This window comes from Dermacoccus sp. SAI-028 (assembly GCF_004346775.1).
Lineage (GTDB): Bacteria > Actinomycetota > Actinomycetes > Actinomycetales > Dermatophilaceae > Dermacoccus > Dermacoccus nishinomiyaensis.
Genome location: NZ_SMFS01000001.1, coordinates 1,757,000 through 1,776,438 on the forward strand (window position 1 = coordinate 1,757,000; position 19,439 = coordinate 1,776,438).

Consider the following 19,439-nt stretch of genomic DNA (forward strand, 5'->3'; position numbering starts at 1 on the left):
CATGACACGACCCACCCGCGCGAACGGGTGGGTCGTGTCATGTGAGTGGTGGACGGGGCCGTCAGTCGACGATGCTCGACTTCACTTCGGACAGCTTGGTCAGCAGACCACCGATGAACTGCGGCGAGTTGTCGGTCGACAGCTCGGTCGCGAGGTTCTTGGCCTCGGAGACGGCGACGCCGTCGGGCACGTCGTCGACGTAGAGCACCTCGTAGGCCGCGACGCGCAGCAGCGCGCGATCGACGGCGGGCATGCGATCGAGCGTCCAACCGCGTGCGTACGTCTCGAGCGCTTCGTTGATCGTGCGCCAGTGGTCGACGACGCCGCGCACGAGCACCGCGGTGTACTCCGGCAACGGAGCCGGCGTCACGGGCGCGAGGACGCGCTCGTCGAGCAGGTCCTTCGCGTTGATCTCACGCTGCTCGGCTTCGAACAACAGGTCGAGGGCGCGCTTGCGCGCCTTGGTGCGAGCACCCATCGATCAGGAGACGCGGCCGAGGTAGGAGCCGTCGCGCGTGTCGACCTTGACCTTCGTGCCCTGCTCGAGGAACAGCGGCACCTGGATCTCGGCGCCCGTCTCGAGCGTCGCGGGCTTCGTGCCACCGGTGGAGCGGTCGCCCTGCAGGCCCGGCTCGGTGTGCGTGATCTCCAGGACGACGGACGCAGGCAGCTCGACGTAGAGGACGGTGCCGTCGTTCTGCGCGACGATCGCCTCTTGGTTCTCGAGCAGGAAGTTCGCGGCGTCGCCGACGGCGGTGGCCGGGATGTTGATCTGGTCGTACGTCTTCATGTCCATGAACACGTAGTCGTCGCCGTCCTTGTAGAGGTACTGCATGTCGGAGCGGTCGACGTTGGCCGTCTCGACCTTGACGCCGGCGTTGAACGTCTTGTCGACGATCTTGCCGCTCATGACGTTCTTGAGCTTCGTGCGGACGAAGGCCGGGCCCTTGCCGGGCTTGACGTGCTGGAACTCGACGACGGACCACAGCCCGTTGTCGATCTTGAGAACCATGCCGTTCTTGAGGTCGTTCGTGCTCGCCATGGAGATCCGCCTTCGTTCATCGGGCAGCGCCAGGGCTCGTCGGCCCCGTGAACGCCCACCCGGGTGATGCCGCTGCGGACGGTGATCCGCGCGGCCGGTCAACAATCGCCCGCGCAGGCGCACGGGCATCAGCATCAAGTCTATCGTGTGAGCGCACCTCCCCCGATCGACGTTCCACACCTGCGCGTGATGCATTTCACGTCGAGCCTCGCCATACTGGGCGCATGAAGTGGACTCGCCTCGTAGCCGCCCTGCCCGCACTCGGCACGGCCGGTGTCGCCGCCTACGACCTCACGCAGAAGAACCACTCGCTGCTGCGCAACTTCCCCGTCCTCGGCCACGCGCGCTACGCGATCGAGCTGATCGGCCCCGAGATGCGGCAGTACATCGTCGCCGGCAACGACGAGGAGCGCCCGTTCAGCCGCGACCAGCGCGCCTGGATCTACCGCTCGGCCAAGGGCGTCAACAACTACGTCGGCTTCGGCACCGACAACGACCTCGAGAGGAACGAGGGCTACCCGATCGTCAAGCACCGCACGTTCGCGCAGTCGCATGCCGCGGAGACCGACGACCACGCCATCCCCTGTGCGAAGGTGCTCGGCGGCGCCCGCGGACGCGCCAAGGCGTTCCGTCCGCGCTCGGTCGTCAACGTCTCCGCGATGAGCTTCGGCTCGCTCTCCGGCGCGGCGATCACCGCGCTCAACAAGGGCGTCGCACTCGCCGGGGCGATGCACAACACCGGCGAGGGCGGGTTGTCCACCTATCACCGAAGCGGCGGCGACCTCATCCTGCAGATCGGCACCGGCTACTTCGGCTGCCGCGACGAAGACGGCCACTTCGACCTCGACAAGCTCGTCACCGTCGTCGAGTCGGCGCCCGTCAGGGCCATCGAGATCAAGCTCTCCCAAGGCGCCAAACCGGGCCTCGGCGGCGTCCTGCCCGGCGCGAAGGTGACGAAGGAGATCGCCGACATCCGCGGCGTCCCGCAGGGCGAGACCGTCGTCTCGCCGTCACGGCACACCGCGTTCCACGACATCGACTCGATGCTCGACCTCGTCGAGACGATCGCCGAGCGCACCGGCCTGCCCGTGGGCATCAAGTCGGCCGTCGGCGAGATGGGTTTCTGGCAGCAGCTGACGGCAGCGATGTCGAGCGTCGACGGCCCGCGCCGCGGAGTCGACTTCGTGACGATCGACGGCGGCGAGGGTGGCACGGGTGCGGCGCCCGTCGTGTTCTCCGACTCGGTCGCGCTCCCCTGGGCCGTCGGCTTCTCGCGCGTCTACGCCCTGTTCGCGGAGGCCGGCCTCACCGACGACGTCGTGTTCATCGCCTCCGGCAAGCTCGGCCTGCCGATCACGGCGGCGCAGGCGTTCGCGATGGGGGCCGACATGATCAACGTCGCGCGCGAGGCGATGCTGTCGATCGGCTGCCTGCAGACGCAGAAGTGCCACGAGGACACCTGCCCGACGGGCGTCGCGACGCAGAACGCGTGGCTCGCGCACGGCCTTGACCCCGAGCTCAAGAAGGTTCGCCTCGCGAACTACCTCGTCGCGCTGCGCAAGGACCTGCTGAAGATCAGTGACGCCGTCGGCGTCGCGCACCCCGGTCTGCTGACGCCCGACGACGTCGAACTGCTCGACGGGATGCGCAAGGGCACCGGCCTCGCCGACGTCTTCGGCTACCAGCCCGACTGGGGGCGCCTCGGCGACGAACTGGCGCGCGAGATCACCGACATCATGGTCGCCGGCGACTTCGAGAACGCCGGCACCGCCGCCGGTGACCGCGAGACGGCGAAGAAGGAGCAGCCGACGCGCTGAACGGTGCGTCTCAGCCAGTCACCGCGTCGAAGGCTGCGCGCAGCTGCTCGCGCGTCGGGCCTTCGAGGCGGTGGACGTCGCCGATGCCGTGCAGGACGACGAAGCGCAGCGTCGTGCCGCGCGTCTTCTTGTCACGCCCCATGACGGTGAGCATCTCGTCGAAGTCACCGCCCGCGTACGTCGTCGGCAGCCCGAGCGAGGTGATGACGGCGCGCTGCCGCTCCACATCGTTGCGCCCGAGCACGCCTGCCGCGCAGGCCAGTTCGGCGGCGAACACGCAGCCGACGGCGACGGCGTCACCGTGTCGCCAGGTGTAGTTCTCGAGCTGCTCGATGGCGTGCGCGAATGTGTGGCCGTAGTTGAGGATCTCGCGCAGGTTCGATTCCTTGAGGTCGGCCGCCACGACCGAGGCCTTGACGCTGATGGCCCGCTCGACGAGTTCCACGAGCTGCGGGCTCGTCACGTCGAGGCACGCAGCCGGGTCGGCCTCGACGAGTTCGAGGATCCGTTCGTCGCGGATGAAACCGCACTTGACGACCTCTGCGAGCCCGGCCGCGACGTCGCGTTCGGGTAGCGTCCGCACCGTGGCGAGGTCGGCGAACACGGCGAGCGGCTCGTGGAACGCGCCGACGAGGTTCTTGCCCTCGGCGATGTTGATGCCGGTCTTGCCGCCGACCGCCGCGTCGACCATCGCGAGCACCGTCGTCGGCACCTGGATGACGCCCACGCCGCGCAGCCACGACGCGGCAACCCAGCCGGCGAGGTCGGTCACCGCTCCCCCGCCGACGCCGACGACGACGTCGGTGCGCGTGAAGCCGGCTCGCGCCATGACGCCCCACAGGCGCGCGCTCACCTCGATCGTCTTGGCAGCCTCGCCGTCGGGCACGACCTCGCGCACGACGTCGATGCCGCGGCCACGCAGCGCTTCTTCGACGCGGTCGGCAATCGCCGTCACCGCCGCCTGCTCGACGATCAGTGCCCGCGCCACCCCGGCCGGGACGGTGCCCGCGAGGTCTTGCAGCACCCCCTCGCCGATGTGCACGGCATACGCGGTTCCCACACTGATGATGCTCATGGCGTCTCTCCTTCGTCGCGGCGCGTCCGGCCGCCTCGTGTGGCCCCGAGGATGCGTCGTCGCGCGATCGTCGCTGCCACCGAAGACGGCAACGGGCGCTTTCCACCGGTCGAGACGGGTGTCTCGTGCTCGGCCGCGACGAGCGCCTCGATGATGCGCGTGGCCGAGGCACCCGTCGTCCCGCGCGAGGTGTCGACGGTGACCGTCGCGACCTCCTCGTAGAGCCGTCGGCGTTCGGCGAAGATGCGCCGCCACGTGTCGATGCCACCGTTCGCGAGGATCGGGCGCGTCACGTCGCCGCGGATGCGGTAGCCGGCGTTGCGTTCGTCGACGGTCAGGTAGACGACGGTGTGCTCGCGCAGCGCCGCCCGCGTCGAGTCGTCGAGCACCGCCCCGCCACCGAGCGCGAGGACTCCGTCGAACGTGCCGAGCTGCTCGGTGATGACGTCGCGCTCGACCTCGCGGAACGCAGCCTCGCCGTGCGTCGCGAAGTAGTCACTGATCGAGCAGCCGAGGCGTTCGACGATGAGCGCGTCGCTGTCGCGCAGTTCGACGCCCCAGCGCGCCGCGAGGGAGCGCCCGACGGACGACTTGCCGGACGCCATCGGCCCGACGAGCACGGCGCGGGGACGCGGGTGGTGGCGCTCGGCGTCAGCCGCAGGCGTCGGTGGCGCGCTCACTCCCACGTCGTGAGCAGATCGGGGATGTTGGCGAGGTAGCTCTCGAGGTTGCGCCGCGTCTCGGCGACCGAGTCTCCACCGAACTTCTCGACGCACGCCTCGGCGAGTACGAGCGCGACCATCGCCTCCGCGACGACGCCAGCCGCCGGAACGGCGCAGACGTCGGAACGCTGGTGGATCGCCGTCGCGGCCTCACCCGTCGCGACGTCGACGGTCGCGAGCGCCCGCGGCACCGTCGAGATGGGCTTCATCGCGGCGCGCACCCGCAGCACGTCACCGGTCGACATGCCGCCCTCGGTGCCACCGGCACGGTTCGACTGGCGACGGATGACGCCGTCGTCACCGCGCACCATCTCGTCGTGAGCGGCCGAACCGCGGCGCGCGGCCGTCGTGAACCCGTCACCGATCTCGACACCCTTGATCGCCTGGATGCCCATCATCGCGGCGGCGAGGCGCGCGTCGAGGCGGCGGTCCCAGTGTACGTGCGAGCCGAGGCCCGGGGGCAGACCGTAGGCGCAGACCTCGACGACGCCGCCGAGCGTGTCGCCCGCCTTCTTCGCCGCGTCGATCTCGGCGACCATGCGCGCCGAGCCGTCGGCGTCGAGGGTGCGCACGGGGTCGGCGTCGAGGGCCGCGACGTCGTCGGGGTGCGGCAGCGGTGAGTCGTCGGCGACGGCGGCCGTCCCGACGGCGACGGTGTGCGAGACGAGCCGGATGCCGTAGGCCTGCTCGAGGAAGCGCGCGGCGACCTCACCGAGGGCGACGCGCGCCGCGGTCTCGCGCGCGGAGGCGCGTTCGAGGACGGGGCGGGCGTCGGCGAAGCCGTACTTCTGCATGCCGACGAGGTCGGCGTGGCCGGGGCGCGGGCGCGTCAACGGCTTGTTGCGCGCGATCTCCTTCTCGGCGTTGACGTCGTTCGACGCCTCGTACGCGGATGCCTCGACCGGATCGGGCGACATGACGGTCTCCCACTTCGGCCATTCGCTGTTGCCGATCTGCAGCGCGAGCGGCGAACCGAGCGTCACGCCGTGACGCAGGCCGCCGACGAACGTCACGACGTCCTGCTCGAACTTCATGCGGGCGCCGCGCCCGTAGCCGAGGCGACGGCGCGCGAGGGCGTCGGAGATGTTCTGCGACGTCACCTCGACGCCGGCGGGCAGCCCCTCGATGACGCCCATGAGGGCCGGGCCGTGCGATTCACCTGCGGTCAACCAACGAAGCATGCGGCCGATCATTTCACGGCGGCGCGCCCGGCCTCCATCATGTCCGCGATGGGGGCAGTGTGGCCGGTGAACAGCTCGAACTGTGCCGCGGCCTGGTGCACGAGCATGTCGAGGCCGCTGACGACGGTCGCACCGCGCGCGCTCATCGTGCGGGCGAATGCCGTCGGCCAGTCGGCGTAGACGACGTCGAGGACGAACGGCCCGCCGGCCGCGCCGATGCGCAACGACGGGGCGTCGACGACGCGCGCAGCGAGGGCGTCCGCGCCCCCGGCCGGGGACGTCTGGACGACGAGCAGCGCCATGCCGACCGCCCACGCCGCGTCCTCGTCGTCCTCGCGCACGACGCGGGCGCTCATGCCGAGCGAGCGCGCCAGTGCCAGCGTCTCGGGGCGCGCCTGCGCGCGCACGACGAACGTCACCTCGCGCACGCCGAGACGCGACAGAGCGGCGACGACGGAACGCGCCGTCGCGCCCGAGCCGATGACGACGGCGCCCCGGCCACCCGCGCACCCGGCGGCGCGCAGGGCTTCGACGACGCCGTGGACGTCGGTGTTGTCGGCGAACCAACCACCCTCACGCCGCACGAGCGTGTTGGCCGCGCCGACGTCACCAGCGAGCGCCGACGCCTCGTCAGCCACAGCCAACGCCGCTTCCTTGCACGGCATCGTCACCGACAGTCCGACGACATCGTGGTCGAGCCTGGCCACGAATGCGCGCACCTCATCAGCGACGACCTCGGCACGTGCGTACGACCAGTCGTCCAGGCCCGCCGCTCGATACCCCGCCTCGTGCAGCGTAGGCGAGAGCGAATGGTCGATCGGCGAGCCGACGACGAGTGCGCGGGGCATCAGCAGCCGCGTCCGGGGTTCGCCTTGCACCAGGCCCGGAACTTCTTCTCGTTCTCGAGCTGCTGGTCGTAGGTGTCCGCGAACAGCGTCTCGCCCGTGTCGAGGTTGACGGCGACGAAGTACTTCCACGTGCCCGGCGTCGGGTTCGCGGCGGCCTTGATCGCGTCGAGACCGGGGCTGTTGTACGGCGTCGGCGGCAGACCCGCGTGCACGTACGAGTTGTACGGGCTCGGGTTGGCGCGGTCGGCGTCGGTCGTCGTCACCGTGCCGCGCTTGTGGATGACGTAGTGGACGCTCGAGTCCATCTGCAGTTTCATCCCGCTCGACAGGCGGTTGTCGATGACGCGGGCCACCTTGCCGTCGTTCGCCGCGTTGGGCGACTCGGCCTGCACGATGCTGGCCTTCGTCAGCACCTTCTGGATCTGGTCGGCCGGGATGTTGAGCGAGTTGATCTGCTCCTTGGTGTTCGTCACCATCGTCTGCAGCTGCTGCTTCGCCGACATCGACTTGTCGAAGTCGTACGTCGAGGGGAACAGCCAGCCCTCGAGCTTGCCGTTCATCGTGCTCGGCAGGCCGAGCTGCGCGGGCGTCACGGCCTCGTACTCACTGACGGGGTGGCCGGTGCCCTTCGACAGCTTCGCGAAGATCTCGCTCTGCCACAGGCCCTCTTGGATGACGATGCCGCCGCCGACGCGGTTCTTCGGGTCCTGCAGCGCGGAGAGCGCCGAATCGGCGCTCTGCTTCTTCCTGAGTTTGTAGACGCCGGGCGTCAGGTTGACGTTCGGTGACGCCGCCATCGCCTCGACGAAGGCCGACGTCGACTTCGTCACCCCGGCCGCGACGAGGGCTGAACCGATCGTGCTGCCCGCGTCACCCTTGTTGATCTTGACCTCGGCGGTCTCGTTCTCCCCCGTGCCCGAGTAGTCGCCCCCTGAGCTGCTGAACGACGGCAGGCTCAGCCCCAGGGTGCGCCACGCGAAGGATCCGGCGGCGACGACGAGGACGAGCGCGAGCGCCAGGGTCACGAGACCGCGGCGCTTGTTCGGGTTGTAGTCGACCTCGCTCGCGCCGGCTGGGCGGAGAGCCTGGGCCTCGCGTTGCGCATCAGCGCGGGCGCGATGTTCGCGTCGCGACTGCAGCCGTCGTGCCTGTGGCAGCTCTGCCCGAGTGGGTGCGCTGCGTTCGCCGTCGCGACGGACGCTCTGGCTGGGGTCGACCTCGTCGTTGCCGCTCCCGAAGAGACGCTCGCGGGGAGAATCAGGCATCGTGGGTGTCACCTTCGCTTGTCCGTCGTCGCGCACGGGGCTTGCGGCCCCCCACCTCGAGGCCGGGCGGCCTTCCGGTGCCACGCTCGGTCTCGAGTGCGGCCTGCAGGATGAGCACGGCGGCCTGCTGGTCGACGTGCTGCCTGTGCTCGCGCCCGGCCACCCCACTGGCGTGGAGCGATTGGTGCGCGGACACAGATGTTAGACGCTCATCGACGAGAATGACGCGAAGCGCGGGCCGAAGACGCTTCAGCGTGTTGGCCCAGGCGCGAGCGGCCTGTGTCGACGCGGTGTCCTCACCCTTCATGTTGAGGGGCAGGCCGACGACGACCTCGAGGGCACGAGCGTCGTCCGCGAGCTCGGCTACGCGCTGCACATCCTTGTCGCTCGCGCTCGCGCGCGCGAGGGTCTCGACGGGCGTCGCCATGATGCCGTCAGGGTCGCTGACGGCGACGCCGACACGCACGGTGCCGACGTCGACGCCCAACCTGATCCCCTCACGCATGACGAGCCCGCTGCACCTTCAGTTCGTGACCGTGCGGCCGACGGTGTGCTCGACCTCGGCGATCGCGGCGCCGAGCTTCGAGGCGTCCTGGCCACCACCCTGTGCGAGGTCCGGCTTGCCGCCGCCACCACCACCGAGCACGCCGGCCGCGACCTTGACGAGGTCACCGGCCTTGACACGCCACTCGCGTGCCGGCGCGTTCGTCGCGATGACGATGACGGGGCGGCCCTTGCTCACGCCGCCGACTGCGACGACGCTCGGCGTCGCGTCGCCGAGCTTGGCGCGCAGGTCCGTCGCCATCGCCCGGGCCGCGTCGGCGTCGATCGCGTCGTCGTGATGACCGATGAAGCGCACCCCGAAGACGTCCTTCGCCTGCTCGACGAGGGAGCCGGCCGCAGCGGCCATCTGCTGCTGCTTGAGGCGCGAGAGCTCGCGCTCGGCGTCCTTGATGCGCGTCAGCATCTCGGAGATCTTGTCCTTGAGCTCACCCGGCTGCGCCTTCGTCATCGACGTGAGGTCGGCGACGAGGGCGCGCTCCTTCGCGAGGTAGCGCATCGCGTCGATCCCGACGAACGCCTCGAGACGGCGCACGCCCGAACCGACGGACGACTCGCCGGTGAGCGTGAGCGCACCGATCTGCGAGCTGTGCGCGACGTGCGTGCCACCACAGAGCTCTCGCGACCAGGGGCCGCCGATCTCGATGACGCGCACCTGCTCGTCGTAGGTCTCGCCGAACAGGGCGATCGCGCCCCACTCCTTTGCCTCGGGCAGCGTCATGTACTGCGCGGCGACGGGTAGGTCACGACGCAGGGCGAGGTTGGAGACCTCCTCGATCTCGCTGCGCGTCTCGGGCGACAGGGCCGAGTTCCACGCGAAGTCGAGACGCAGGTAACCGGGCTTGTTGTACGAGCCGCTCTGCAGCGCCGACGGGCCGAGCACCTCGCGCAGCGCGGCGTGGACGACGTGCGTGCCCGAGTGCGCCTGGCAGGCGGAGATGCGCCATTCGGGGTCGACCTGCGTGTGCACGCCCTCGCCGACGCGGACGGGCCCGTCGAGCACCTCGACCGTGTGCGCGATGAGGCCCTTGACCGGGCGCTGCACATCGACGACCTTGAGGCGACCGGCGGGCGTGACGATGATGCCCTCGTCGGCGATCTGACCACCGGATTCGGCGTAGAACGACGTGCGGTCGAGCACGACCTGGCCGCTCTGACCCGGCTCGAGCTGTTCGACGGCCGAGCCGTTCGCGACGAGGCCGCGCACGCTCGCCTCGGCCTGCAGCGTCTCGTAGGCGAGGAACTCGGTGGCCCCGGCCTCGCGCAGCTGCGTCCAGACGGCGACGTCACCGTGGCCGGCCTTCTTCGCCTTGGCGTCGGCCTTGGCGCGCTGACGCTGCTCGTCCATGAGGCGACAGAAACCGGCCTCGTCGACGCTGACTCCCTGCTCGGCCGCCATCTCGAGGGTGAGGTCGATCGGGAAGCCGTACGTGTCGTGGAGGCTGAACGCCTGGTCGCCGGTGAGGACGGGCTTGTCGCCGCCCGCCTGCTGGTCCGTCGTCTGCTTCGCCTTCGCGACCGCGGTGTCGAGGATCGTCGTACCAGCGACGAGGGTGCGGCGGAATGCCTCCTCCTCGGCGTACGCGATCTGCGAGATGCGCGCGAAGTCGGTCTTGAGCTCGGGGTACGACTGCGACATCCGCTCCATCGAGATCGGGACCAGGTGCGGCAGCGCCGGGTCGGCGTAGCCGAGCAGGCGCATCGCGCGCACCGCGCGGCGCAGCATGCGGCGCAGGACGTACCCGCGCCCCTCGTTGCCCGGCGTCACGCCGTCACCGATGAGCATGAGCGAGCTGCGCACGTGGTCGGCGACGACGCGCAGGTGAACGTCGTCAGGGTGGCTGCTCGCGGCCGACTGGCCCGAGTTCGCGCCGTAGCGCTTGCCCGTCATCTCGGCGGCCATGTCGAGGACGGGGTAGACCTCGTCGATCTCGTAGAGGTTGTCGACGCCCTGCAGCACCGACGCCATGCGCTCCAGGCCCATGCCGGTGTCGATGTTGCGGCGCGGCAGTTCGCCGGCGACGTCGAAGTCAGCCTTGCTGCGCACGGCGGACAGCTCGTACTGCATGAAGACCAGGTTCCAGATCTCCATGTAGCGGTCCTCGTCGACCGCCGGGCCACCCTCGACGCCGTACTCGGCGCCGCGGTCGAAGAAGATCTCCGAGCACGGCCCACCGGGGCCGGGCACGCCCATGCTCCAGTAGTTGTCGTTCGCGTCGCGGCGCGTGATGCGCGCGGCGTCGACGCCGATGACGTCCTTCCAGATCGCGTAGGCCTCGTCGTCGCTCTCGAACACCGTCGGCCACAGACGGTCGGCGTCGAGACCGTACCCGCCCTGGCTCTGATGCGTCGTGAGCAGCTCCCACGCGAACTTGATCGCGTCTTCCTTGAAGTAGTCACCGAAGCTGAAGTTGCCGTTCATCTGGAAGAACGTGCCGTGACGGCTCGTCTTGCCGACCTCTTCGATGTCACCCGTGCGCACGCACTTCTGCACGCTGGTCGCGCGCGTGAACGTCGGCGTGGCCTGACCGAGGAAGTACGGCTTGAACGGCACCATGCCGGCGTTGACGAAGAGCAGGTTCGGGTCGTCGTAGATGAGTGGTGCGCTCGGGACGACCGTGTGGCCCTTGCCTTCGAAGAACTGCAGCCAGCGGCGCCTGATCTCGGCGGTTTCCATCAATCGCCCTCATTCGTGAGAAGTCGTACGGGTGTGCGTCGCTCATCATCCCACGAGTGCGCGCCATTTCCCCATCGTGGCGGCCTCGTGACCGGCCGGGCGGTGCGGGGCACCGCGGCGCGCGAACGAACGGACGAGGCCCGGCCCCCTGTGCGGGAACCGGGCCTCGCCCGTCATGTCAGGCGCGCATCGGCGCTGACGTCACTTCTGCCAACCGATGGTCTCCGGGAACGGGAAGTAGAACACGGACGCACCGACGTTCGCGAGCCCCTTCTTCGTCGCCATGATGACCGGGCCGTTCGTCAGCGGCAGGATGCCGTACTGGTCCATGGCCTGCTTCTCCAGCTTGTTGGCCTCGGCGATCTGCTTGTCCTTGTCGCTGATCTTCGTCAGGTCCTTGAACTTCGGGTCGAGCGACTTGTCCGCGACACCGGACTGGTTCAGGCCAGAGTCCGAGCACCACACCTGGCAGGCGTACGCCACACCGTAGGGGTCGGAGGAGCTGAAGCCCATCGGGAAGAGGTCGAAGTCCTTCTTCGTGATGACGTTCGAGAACTCCGAGGAGGCGCGCTGGTCGATCTTCATGTCGACGCCGATGCCCTTGAGCATCGCCTGCATCGCCGTGGCCTGGGCCTTGCTGACCGGGTCATCACCGAGGTTGACATAGCTGAGGGTCAGCTTCTTGCCGTCCTTGGAACGGACGCCGTCCGAACCGGCCTTCCAGCCCGCCGCGTCGAGGTCCTTCTTCGCCTGCTCGGCGTCGAACTTCGTCGAGACGTTGTTCTCGTAGCCCTTCTGGAAGCTGAAGAGCAGGAACGAGCCGGGCAGCTCCTCCTTGTAGTCGAGACCGTTGAACTCGATCTCGGCGAGCTTGCTGCGGTCGACGCCTTCCATGATGGCCTTGCGAACGGCCTTGTCCGCGAGCAGAGGGCTCTTGCCGTTGAGGGTGAGCAGGCTGTTCGAGGGGTAGGAACCGCGGCGCAGCTCGGTGTTGGGAACATCCTTCACCTGCTGCAGACGGTCCTTGGTCCTCGCGCTCGTCGCGTCGATCTGCCCGTTCTTGAACGCGTTGATGGACGCCGAGGCCTCCATCGTGATGAACGTGCGCTTGTCGAGTTTGCCCTTGTCGCCCCACCACTTCTCGTTGCGGACGAACGAGATGGTGCCGGCCTTCGAGTCGTACTTCTCGATCTTGTACGGGCCCGCGCCGAGCTCGGCGTGCGGGTTGTTCAGGTAGAACTTGTTGAACTGGTCCGCGGAGCTCACCTTCGGGTTGAGCAGGAAGTCGAACAGACCTTCCCACCACACGCCCGGCTGGTTGAACGTGATGACGGCCTCGTGGTCGTCCTTGCCCTTCGCCACGGACTCGATGGCCGAGAAGCCATCCGTCGAACTGGGCAGGAACGCCTTGTCCTTGCCGCTGTTGGCCTTCCACGTGTTCTCGAAGGACTTCCAGTCGATCGGCGAACCGTCGTTGTACTTCGCCTTCGGGTTCATCGTGTAGGTGACGACGAGCTTGTCACCCTTGACCTCGCTCTTGGCGCGCTCGATGTAGGCCTTGTTCCAGATGACCTTGCTGCCGTCAGCCGAGTACGTCTTGAGGACGGGGTTGTACCAGCGCCACACGTCCGAGGTGTAGCGGGTGCCGTCCTGCTGGAACGGGTTGAACTGCGGAGAGACCTCGGTCGTGGCGGTGGTGTACGTGCCACCATCCTTGAGGGCCGACGCCGGCTGCTCGTTGTAGCTCTTCTGCAACGAGGTGTTCGTCGTCTTCTTGCTGTCGTCGCCCTTGTCGTCCGACGAGCCCCCGGAACACCCGGTGAGCAGCAGAGCGCTGGCGAGAACGAAGGCGCCGGACGCCGTCTTCATCGACTTCATCAGTGAACTTCCTTTGTGTCGGCCCCGCCTGCGAAGTGACAGGCGTGGGCATGATCGGCGCCGGTCACAGACATGAGCTCGGGCGTCGTGTCCCGGCACAGCTGCTGCTTCGCGTCGTCGAGGGTCTTATACAACGGGCACCGCGAGACGAAGCGGCACCCGGGCTCTGAGGAGGTCGGGCTGGGCAGGTCGCCCGTGAGCAGGATCCGCTCACGGCTACGTTCGACCACCGGGTTCGGCACGGGGATGGCGGACAGGAGCGCCTTGGTGTAGGGGTGCATCGGGCGCTCGAACACGTCGTCGACGGCACCGACCTCGACGATCTTGCCGAGGTACATGACCGCGACCCGATCCGAGATGTGACGCACGACGGCGAGGTCATGGGCGACGATGAGGTAGCTGAGGCCGAGACGGGCCTTCAGCTCGGCGAGCAGGTTGATGACGCCGGCCTGGATCGACACGTCGAGCGCGGAGACCGGCTCGTCGAGCACGACCGTCTTCGGGTTCGTGGCGAGCGCACGGGCGATGCCGATGCGCTGACGCTGTCCGCCGGAGAAGGCTGCTGGGAAACGGTCGGAGTGCTGCGGGTTGAGCCCGACGAGCGCCATGAGCTCCTCGACCCGCTCGTCGATCTCGTGCTTGCTCGACCCACCGAGCGCGACGAGCGGTTCGCTGATGATGCCGTGCACAGTCATGCGCGGGTCGAGGGCACCCATCGGGTCCTGGAAGACCATCTGGATGTCGCGACGCAGATCCTTGCGCTGCGACCTCGAGGCGTTCTTGATGCTCTGCCCGGCGATCTCGATGTCGCCCGTCTCGGGCTGACCCATCCGCATGATCTCCATGAGGGTGGTCGTCTTGCCCGAGCCGGACTCCCCGACGAGACCGAGGGTCTCCCCCTCGCGCAGGTCGAGGTCGATGCCGGCGACGGCGTAGACCGAGCCGACGCGACGCTTGAGCACGGCGCCCTTCATGAGCGGAAACGTCTTCGTCACGTCGTCCAGGCGCAGGACGCTCGCGCGCTCCTCGCGGGGGATGCCGGCGGCGGGATCCTCGATGACGGGTCGGGGGAAGATGGGTTCGGAGCCGATGAAGCCCCGCCCGGAGATCTCGTCGGCGCGGATGCAGGCCGCACGATGCGTCGCGGAGCCGACGGGACGCAGGGCCGGTTCGCCGTTGCCGCACTCCGCGGTCGCGATCGGGCAGCGCGGGATGAGCGGGCACGCGTCCGGGAGGTCGACGAGCAACGGCGGCGTGCCCTTGATCGGTGCTAGCGCCTCACGCCCCGTCGCGTCGACGCGGGGCACGGCCCCGAGCAGGCCGATCGTGTACGGCATCCGCGGTGCGGCGAAGACGTCGTCCGCCGTCCCCGTCTCGATGAGGCGGCCGGCGTACATGACGCCGACACGGTCGGCCTGACCGGCGACGACGCCCAGGTCGTGCGTGATCATGAGCACGGCGGCGCCCGTCTCACGCTGGGCCTTCTTGAGCACCTCGAGCACCTGGGCCTGCACCGTCACATCGAGTGCGGTGGTCGGCTCGTCCGCGATGATGAGGTCCGGGTTGTTCGCGATGGCCAGGGCGATGACGACACGCTGACGCATACCGCCGGAGAACTCGTGCGGGAACGACTTCGCACGGGTCTTCGGGTTGGGGATGCCGACGAGGTCGAGCAGCGCGACGGCCTGCTCCCACGCCTTCGCCTTGGTGATGTCCTGATGGATGAGGATCGCTTCGACGATCTGGTCACCGACGGTGAAGATCGGCGTCAGCGCCGACAGGGGATCCTGAAACACCATGCCGATGCGCTTGCCGCGCACCTTCGACATCTCCTTGTCGGTGCGTCCCAGCAGCTCTTCACCCTCGAGGGTGATGCTGCCGTCCACCTTCGCGTAGCTCGGCAGCAGACCCATGATGGCCGTGGACGTGACGGACTTGCCCGAGCCGGACTCGCCGACGATGCCGAGCGTCTCACCGCGTGCGATGTCGAAGCTGACGCCGCGCACCGCGTCGACACGCCCCGCTTCGGAGGGGAAGGACACCGCGAGATCCTTGACCGAGATCAACGGGCTGCTGCCCGCCTTGTCCAGCATGCCGCCACCGGAGACGGAGATCGGGGTGCTCATGCGTTGCCACCAGCCTTGGAGTTCGGGTCGAGCGCGTCACGCAGGCCGTCACCGATGAGTGCCATCGAGACGGTGAGCATGACGAGGAGCAGAGAGGGGAAGGCGAACAGCCACGGCGCGGAGTAGACGGAATTCGCACCGTCGGCGAGCATCGAACCGAGCGACACGTCGGGCTGCTTGATGCCGAACCCGAGGAAGGACAGGCCGGTCTCGCTCATGATGGTGGAGACGACGCCGAGGGTGAAGTTCACGATGAGCAGCGACCCGATGTTCGGGATGACGTGGCGAAGCACCACCTTCGTCGTGGGCACTCCCATGAACTCGGCGGCCGCGACGTATTCGCGTTCACGCACGGATGTCGAGATCGTCCACACGATGCGGGCCGAGAACACCCAGCCGAAGAGGGTCAGCACGAAGATGAGGACGCGCCAGTCGCCCTGGAAATAGGTGGAGATGAGCGCCAGGATGAGGAAGCTCGGCACCACGAGGAGGAAGTGGATGAGACCGAGCGTCAATTTCTCCAGACGCCCACCCACGTAGGCGGCCCAGGCTCCGACGACCGCCGAGATGATCGTCGTCAGCGCCGACACGCTCACACCGATGATGATGGATCGCTGCAGACCGTGGACGGCCTGGGCGTAGGTGTCGTTGCCGGCCTGGTTGGTGCCGAAGAAGTGGCTCCCGCCCGGACCCTGCTGCAGCGTGAGGAAGTCGGGGTCGGTGTAGTTCCACTGCGTGAAGAACCCGCCGACGATCGAGAACACGACGAGACCCAGGAGGATGACGAGACCCAGGACGCCGCCCTTGTTGCGCATGAAACGGCGCATGTAGAGCTTTCGGCGGGTGAGCGGAGCGGCGGCGCCGTCGCGCTTGGGGTCGCCCTCGGTCAGCTCAGGGGTGGGTGAACCGTCCGGTAGGCGCGTCTCGCGGACCGTTTCCGGCGAGATGGCGGCCTGTTCGACGCTTTCGGGCTCGATGGGGTTGAAGTCGTTCGTCATGGCTCAGCTCACCCGCACTCGGGGGTCGAGGGCGACGGTCGCGAGGTCCGCGAGGATCGCGCCGATGGCCGTCATGAGGGCGCCGAAGGCCGCGATGGCGACGGTGCCGTGGATGTCGTTCTGCCCGATGGTCTGGGTGAAGTACTGCCCCATGCCCTTCCAGGCGAAGATCGTCTCTGTCATGATCGCGCCGGTGAACATCGCCGGGATGGAGAACGCGAGCTGGGCGGCCGTCGGAATGAGCGACGTGCGCAGTCCGTGGCGGCGGATGGCCTCCTGGCGCGTGAGCCCCTTGGCCCGGGCGGTGCGCACGAAGTCCGCGTCCACGGTGTCGAGCAGGAGCGTGCGCTGAGTCAGGTGATAGCTGGCGTAACCCACGAGGATGAGGGTGATCGACGGCAGCACGAGGTGTGCCAGGCGGCTGACGAGCGTCGCCCAGAACCCACTGACGTTCGGATCTTGCGCACCGGCGACGTAGAAGACGGTGTGACCGAGCTTCTGGTTGGCCCAGATGCCGAGGAACACGACGCACAGCGCCGCCACCGGCAGGGGGATGTTGAGCGTGATGATCGACGTCGCCTGGGCCACGCGGTCGCCGAAGCGGTACTGGCGAGCTGCGCTGTAGACGGCCAGCGCGATGCCGAGGACCGCACTGAGAATCGTCGCACCGAGCACGAGCTGGGCGCTGATGGCGGCCCGGTAGGCGACCTCGGAGTTGACGTCGACACCCGTCGGCGACTGACCCCAGTCCCAGTGGAAGAACACGCCCTGGAACCACGTCCACCACTTCGTGAAGACCGATTCGTCGGGGTTCAGGTTGTACTGGTCCAGGGAGCGAACGATCTGGTCGTGGCTGAGCGGGGGTCGCCGCGCCAGATAGTTCGACTCGGGCTTCAGGAAGAAGGAAGCCAGGAAGAACGTCAGGTTGGTGGCCACGAAGATCATGACCACCCACCCCAGCGCTTTTCGGAGGATGTAGCGAAGCACGCGGGCGTGTCTCCTTCACGAGACGGTGATGGACGCTGGTCGGAAGGTCTTTCCTTCAGCGGCGATTGAAGAATATGTGGTGGGCGCCGAAGATGAACGGCTGGGGGACGGCCCGTGACGACATCGTTACTCACGAAACAAGGACGACATCTGGCCGACATCAGCGCGACCCGGAACTCCTGGCCTCGAGGCCGCGACGGCGGAACATCGGCCCCGGCGACGGCGCCCGGCCGCGGAAGCTCTCGTACGCCCCCATGGGGTCTGCGCCACCGCCCACGCCGAGGATCCGTTCGGCGAACCGCCGTCCGTTCTCGCGCGTCGCTCCCCCGTTCTCGACGAACCACTCGCATGCGTCCGCATCGAGCACCTCCGACCACAGGTAGCCGTAGTACCCCGCCGAGTACCCACCGGAGAAGACGTGCTGAAAGTACGGCGCGGCATAGCGGGAGGGCACGGCGTCGATGTCCAGTCCGTACCGGCGCCGTACCGTCTCGGCCATCTGCTCGACGGACGGCACCTCGTCCTGCTCGGTGAGCAGGTGCCAGGAGAAGTCGAGCAATGCGGCGCCCACCAGCTCACTGGTGGCGAAGCCCTGGTTACAGGTCGCCGAGGCCTCGAGGCGATCACGCACCGCCTCCGGCAGCGTCTCCGCCGTCTCGACGTGCTGCGCGTAGCGCTCGACGACGCTCGGCCACAGCATCCACATCTCGTTGACCTTGCTGGGGAACTCGACGAAGTCCCGTTCGACGTTGGGCCCCGAGACCGACGGGTGACGCACCTGCGACAGCAGCCCGTGCAGGGCATGGCCGAACTCGTGGAAGAACGTCTCCACCTCGTCGAACGTCATGAGGGTGGGCTCCCCCTGCGACGGCCGCGTCACGTTGAGGTTGTTGCAGACAACCGGGGCCTGGCCGAGGAGGTCGTTCTGCTCGACGAGCGGATGCATCCACGCGCCGCCGCGCTTGCTCGGGCGGGCGTACGGATCGAGCAGGTACAGGCCGACGGCGCCCCCGTCCTCGTCGTGCACCTCGAACACGCGCGTGTCGGCGTTCCAGCCCCGCAGATCGGCTCGCGGGGTGAACGTGAAGCCGTACAGCTGCTCGGCCGCGGCGAACACGCCCCGCTCGAGAACACGTTCGAGCTCGAAGTAGGGACGCAGGGCCTCCAGGTCGACGTCGTGATCTCGCGCTCTGACCTGCTCGGCGTAGTACGCGTGATCCCACGACTCGATCGTGTCCACCCCGTCCTCGCGCGCCGTGGCGGCTAGCACCTCGATCTCGGCGCGGGCGTTCTCGCCGGCGGCACGCGCGATGGGAGCGAGCATGTCGAGCACCGCCTGAGGCGTCCTGGCCGTGCTGTCCGCCGTCGCCCACGCGGCGTGGCTGTCGAAGCCAAGCAGCGCGGCTCGACGGGCACGCAGGCGGGCGATGTCCCGAACCAGCTCCCGCGTGTCGTTCTCGTCGCCGCGACTGCACCGCGCCGTCGACGCCGTCATGATGCGTCGACGCAGGTCACGATCACGCAGACGCGCGAGGTAGGGATGTCCCGTCGGATACGTGAGAGGGATGACGTAGCCGCCGCCGTCCTGCTCGGGCCGTGCCAGGGCGTCGATCTCGGCGTCGTCCAGGCCTGCGAGGCTCGAACGCTCCTCGACGACGACGGCCAGGGCCGCGGTGTCGGCCAGCAGGCGGCGGTCGAACTCGGCGCCGAGTGTCGCGAGCTCGCCGTTGATCGCCTTGACCTGCTCGGCAGCCTCCGGGGTGAGCGCCGCGCCGGCAAGCGTCATCGCCTTGATCCGGCGCTCGACGACGTGGCTCTGCTCGGGGCTCATCGTGGCGTCGCCGGCTCGAACCTCGCGCAGCTTCTCGAGCAGGGCAGCATCGACGTCGACCAGGTCCGCCAGGGCGGCGACGCGCGGCGCGAGCTCGTCCTCGAGGGCCTGCAACGGCGGTGTCGTGTCAGAACCGGTCAGGGTGTAAAGCGGCGCCAACACGCGTTCGGTGGCCGCGTGATCGCGTTCCAACGGCTCGACGACGTCGACGAACGTCGCCGGTGTCTGCGGCTGCGTGATGTCCGCGAGGGTGCGCCGCACCTGCTGCTCGAGATGCTCGAAGGCCGGGACGAAGTGATCGGCGCGGATGCGTTCGAACGGCGGCAACTCGAACGGCAGGTCGCTGCGCGTCAGCAACGGATTGGTGGAAGCGTCGTCCGTGACGGGGCCGGTCGTGATCTGGTTCATGGGGTGACCCTAGCCGCGCAGCA

Annotated in this window: 15 protein-coding genes; 1 reads left to right on the forward strand and 14 read right to left on the reverse strand. The window is 68.5% G+C overall.

Going from position 1 to position 19,439, the window contains the following annotated elements:
- Window positions 1-61: 61 nt before the first annotated feature.
- A complete protein-coding gene (gene nusB / locus EDC82_RS08010; RefSeq protein ID WP_006943739.1) occupies window positions 62-478 on the reverse strand; it encodes a transcription antitermination factor NusB in 417 nt (138 codons plus the stop codon).
- Window positions 479-481: 3 nt separating this feature from the next.
- Window positions 482-1,042, reverse strand: a complete 561-nt coding sequence (gene efp / locus EDC82_RS08015; protein WP_131941121.1) for an elongation factor P — start codon at window positions 1,040-1,042, stop codon at window positions 482-484.
- A 224-nt stretch (window positions 1,043-1,266) separates the two neighbouring features.
- Between efp and EDC82_RS08020 the strand changes: the two genes are divergently transcribed.
- Entirely contained in the window at window positions 1,267-2,859 is a 1,593-nt protein-coding gene (locus EDC82_RS08020; RefSeq protein ID WP_006943752.1) for an FMN-binding glutamate synthase family protein, read from the forward strand.
- A gap of 10 nt (window positions 2,860-2,869) precedes the next feature.
- Here the strand turns inward: EDC82_RS08020 and aroB are convergent, their stop codons facing one another.
- The 12 genes from aroB to EDC82_RS08080 form a co-directional block, all read right to left on the reverse strand.
- Complete coding sequence (gene aroB, locus EDC82_RS08025; RefSeq protein WP_006943801.1) at window positions 2,870-3,934, reverse strand: 3-dehydroquinate synthase; 1,065 nt, start codon at window positions 3,932-3,934, stop codon at window positions 2,870-2,872.
- Window positions 3,931-4,614, reverse strand: a complete 684-nt coding sequence (locus EDC82_RS08030) for a shikimate kinase (RefSeq protein WP_131941123.1) — start codon at window positions 4,612-4,614, stop codon at window positions 3,931-3,933. The genes aroB and EDC82_RS08030 overlap by 4 nt, the downstream gene beginning before the upstream one ends.
- Window positions 4,611-5,837: a chorismate synthase gene (gene aroC / locus EDC82_RS08035; protein WP_006943800.1), complete on the reverse strand. Its 1,227-nt coding sequence runs from the start codon at window positions 5,835-5,837 to the stop codon at window positions 4,611-4,613. The genes EDC82_RS08030 and aroC overlap by 4 nt, the downstream gene beginning before the upstream one ends.
- An 8-nt stretch (window positions 5,838-5,845) precedes the next feature.
- Entirely contained in the window at window positions 5,846-6,685 is an 840-nt protein-coding gene (locus EDC82_RS08040) for a shikimate dehydrogenase (protein WP_131941125.1), read from the reverse strand.
- Entirely contained in the window at window positions 6,685-7,950 is a 1,266-nt protein-coding gene (mltG, locus tag EDC82_RS08045; RefSeq protein ID WP_006943867.1) for an endolytic transglycosylase MltG, read from the reverse strand. Before mltG ends, EDC82_RS08040 begins: the two co-directional genes overlap by 1 nt.
- The gene (ruvX, locus tag EDC82_RS08050; protein ID WP_006943878.1) at window positions 7,943-8,455 is read right to left on the reverse strand and encodes a Holliday junction resolvase RuvX; all 513 of its coding nucleotides are present in this window, start codon (window positions 8,453-8,455) and stop codon (window positions 7,943-7,945) included. The genes mltG and ruvX overlap by 8 nt, the downstream gene beginning before the upstream one ends.
- Window positions 8,456-8,473: 18 nt before the next feature.
- Window positions 8,474-11,188: an alanine--tRNA ligase gene (gene alaS / locus EDC82_RS08055; RefSeq protein ID WP_131941127.1), complete on the reverse strand. Its 2,715-nt coding sequence runs from the start codon at window positions 11,186-11,188 to the stop codon at window positions 8,474-8,476.
- A 201-nt stretch (window positions 11,189-11,389) separates the two neighbouring features.
- On the reverse strand, window positions 11,390-13,066 hold the full coding sequence (locus EDC82_RS08060) for an ABC transporter family substrate-binding protein (protein ID WP_074045232.1): 1,677 nt from the start codon (window positions 13,064-13,066) through the stop codon (window positions 11,390-11,392).
- A complete protein-coding gene (locus EDC82_RS08065; RefSeq protein WP_006943905.1) occupies window positions 13,066-15,192 on the reverse strand; it encodes a dipeptide ABC transporter ATP-binding protein in 2,127 nt (708 codons plus the stop codon). The genes EDC82_RS08060 and EDC82_RS08065 overlap by 1 nt, the downstream gene beginning before the upstream one ends.
- Window positions 15,189-16,190 carry an ABC transporter permease gene (locus EDC82_RS08070; RefSeq protein ID WP_006943903.1) on the reverse strand — a complete coding sequence of 334 codons (1,002 nt, stop codon included), beginning with the start codon at window positions 16,188-16,190 and terminating at the stop codon, window positions 15,189-15,191. Before EDC82_RS08070 ends, EDC82_RS08065 begins: the two co-directional genes overlap by 4 nt.
- Window positions 16,191-16,193: 3 nt before the next feature.
- A complete protein-coding gene (locus tag EDC82_RS08075) occupies window positions 16,194-17,177 on the reverse strand; it encodes an ABC transporter permease (protein WP_006943893.1) in 984 nt (327 codons plus the stop codon).
- A 160-nt stretch (window positions 17,178-17,337) separates the two neighbouring features.
- On the reverse strand, window positions 17,338-19,416 hold the full coding sequence (locus EDC82_RS08080) for a M3 family metallopeptidase (RefSeq protein ID WP_006943871.1): 2,079 nt from the start codon (window positions 19,414-19,416) through the stop codon (window positions 17,338-17,340).
- Window positions 19,417-19,439: the final 23 nt, after the last annotated feature.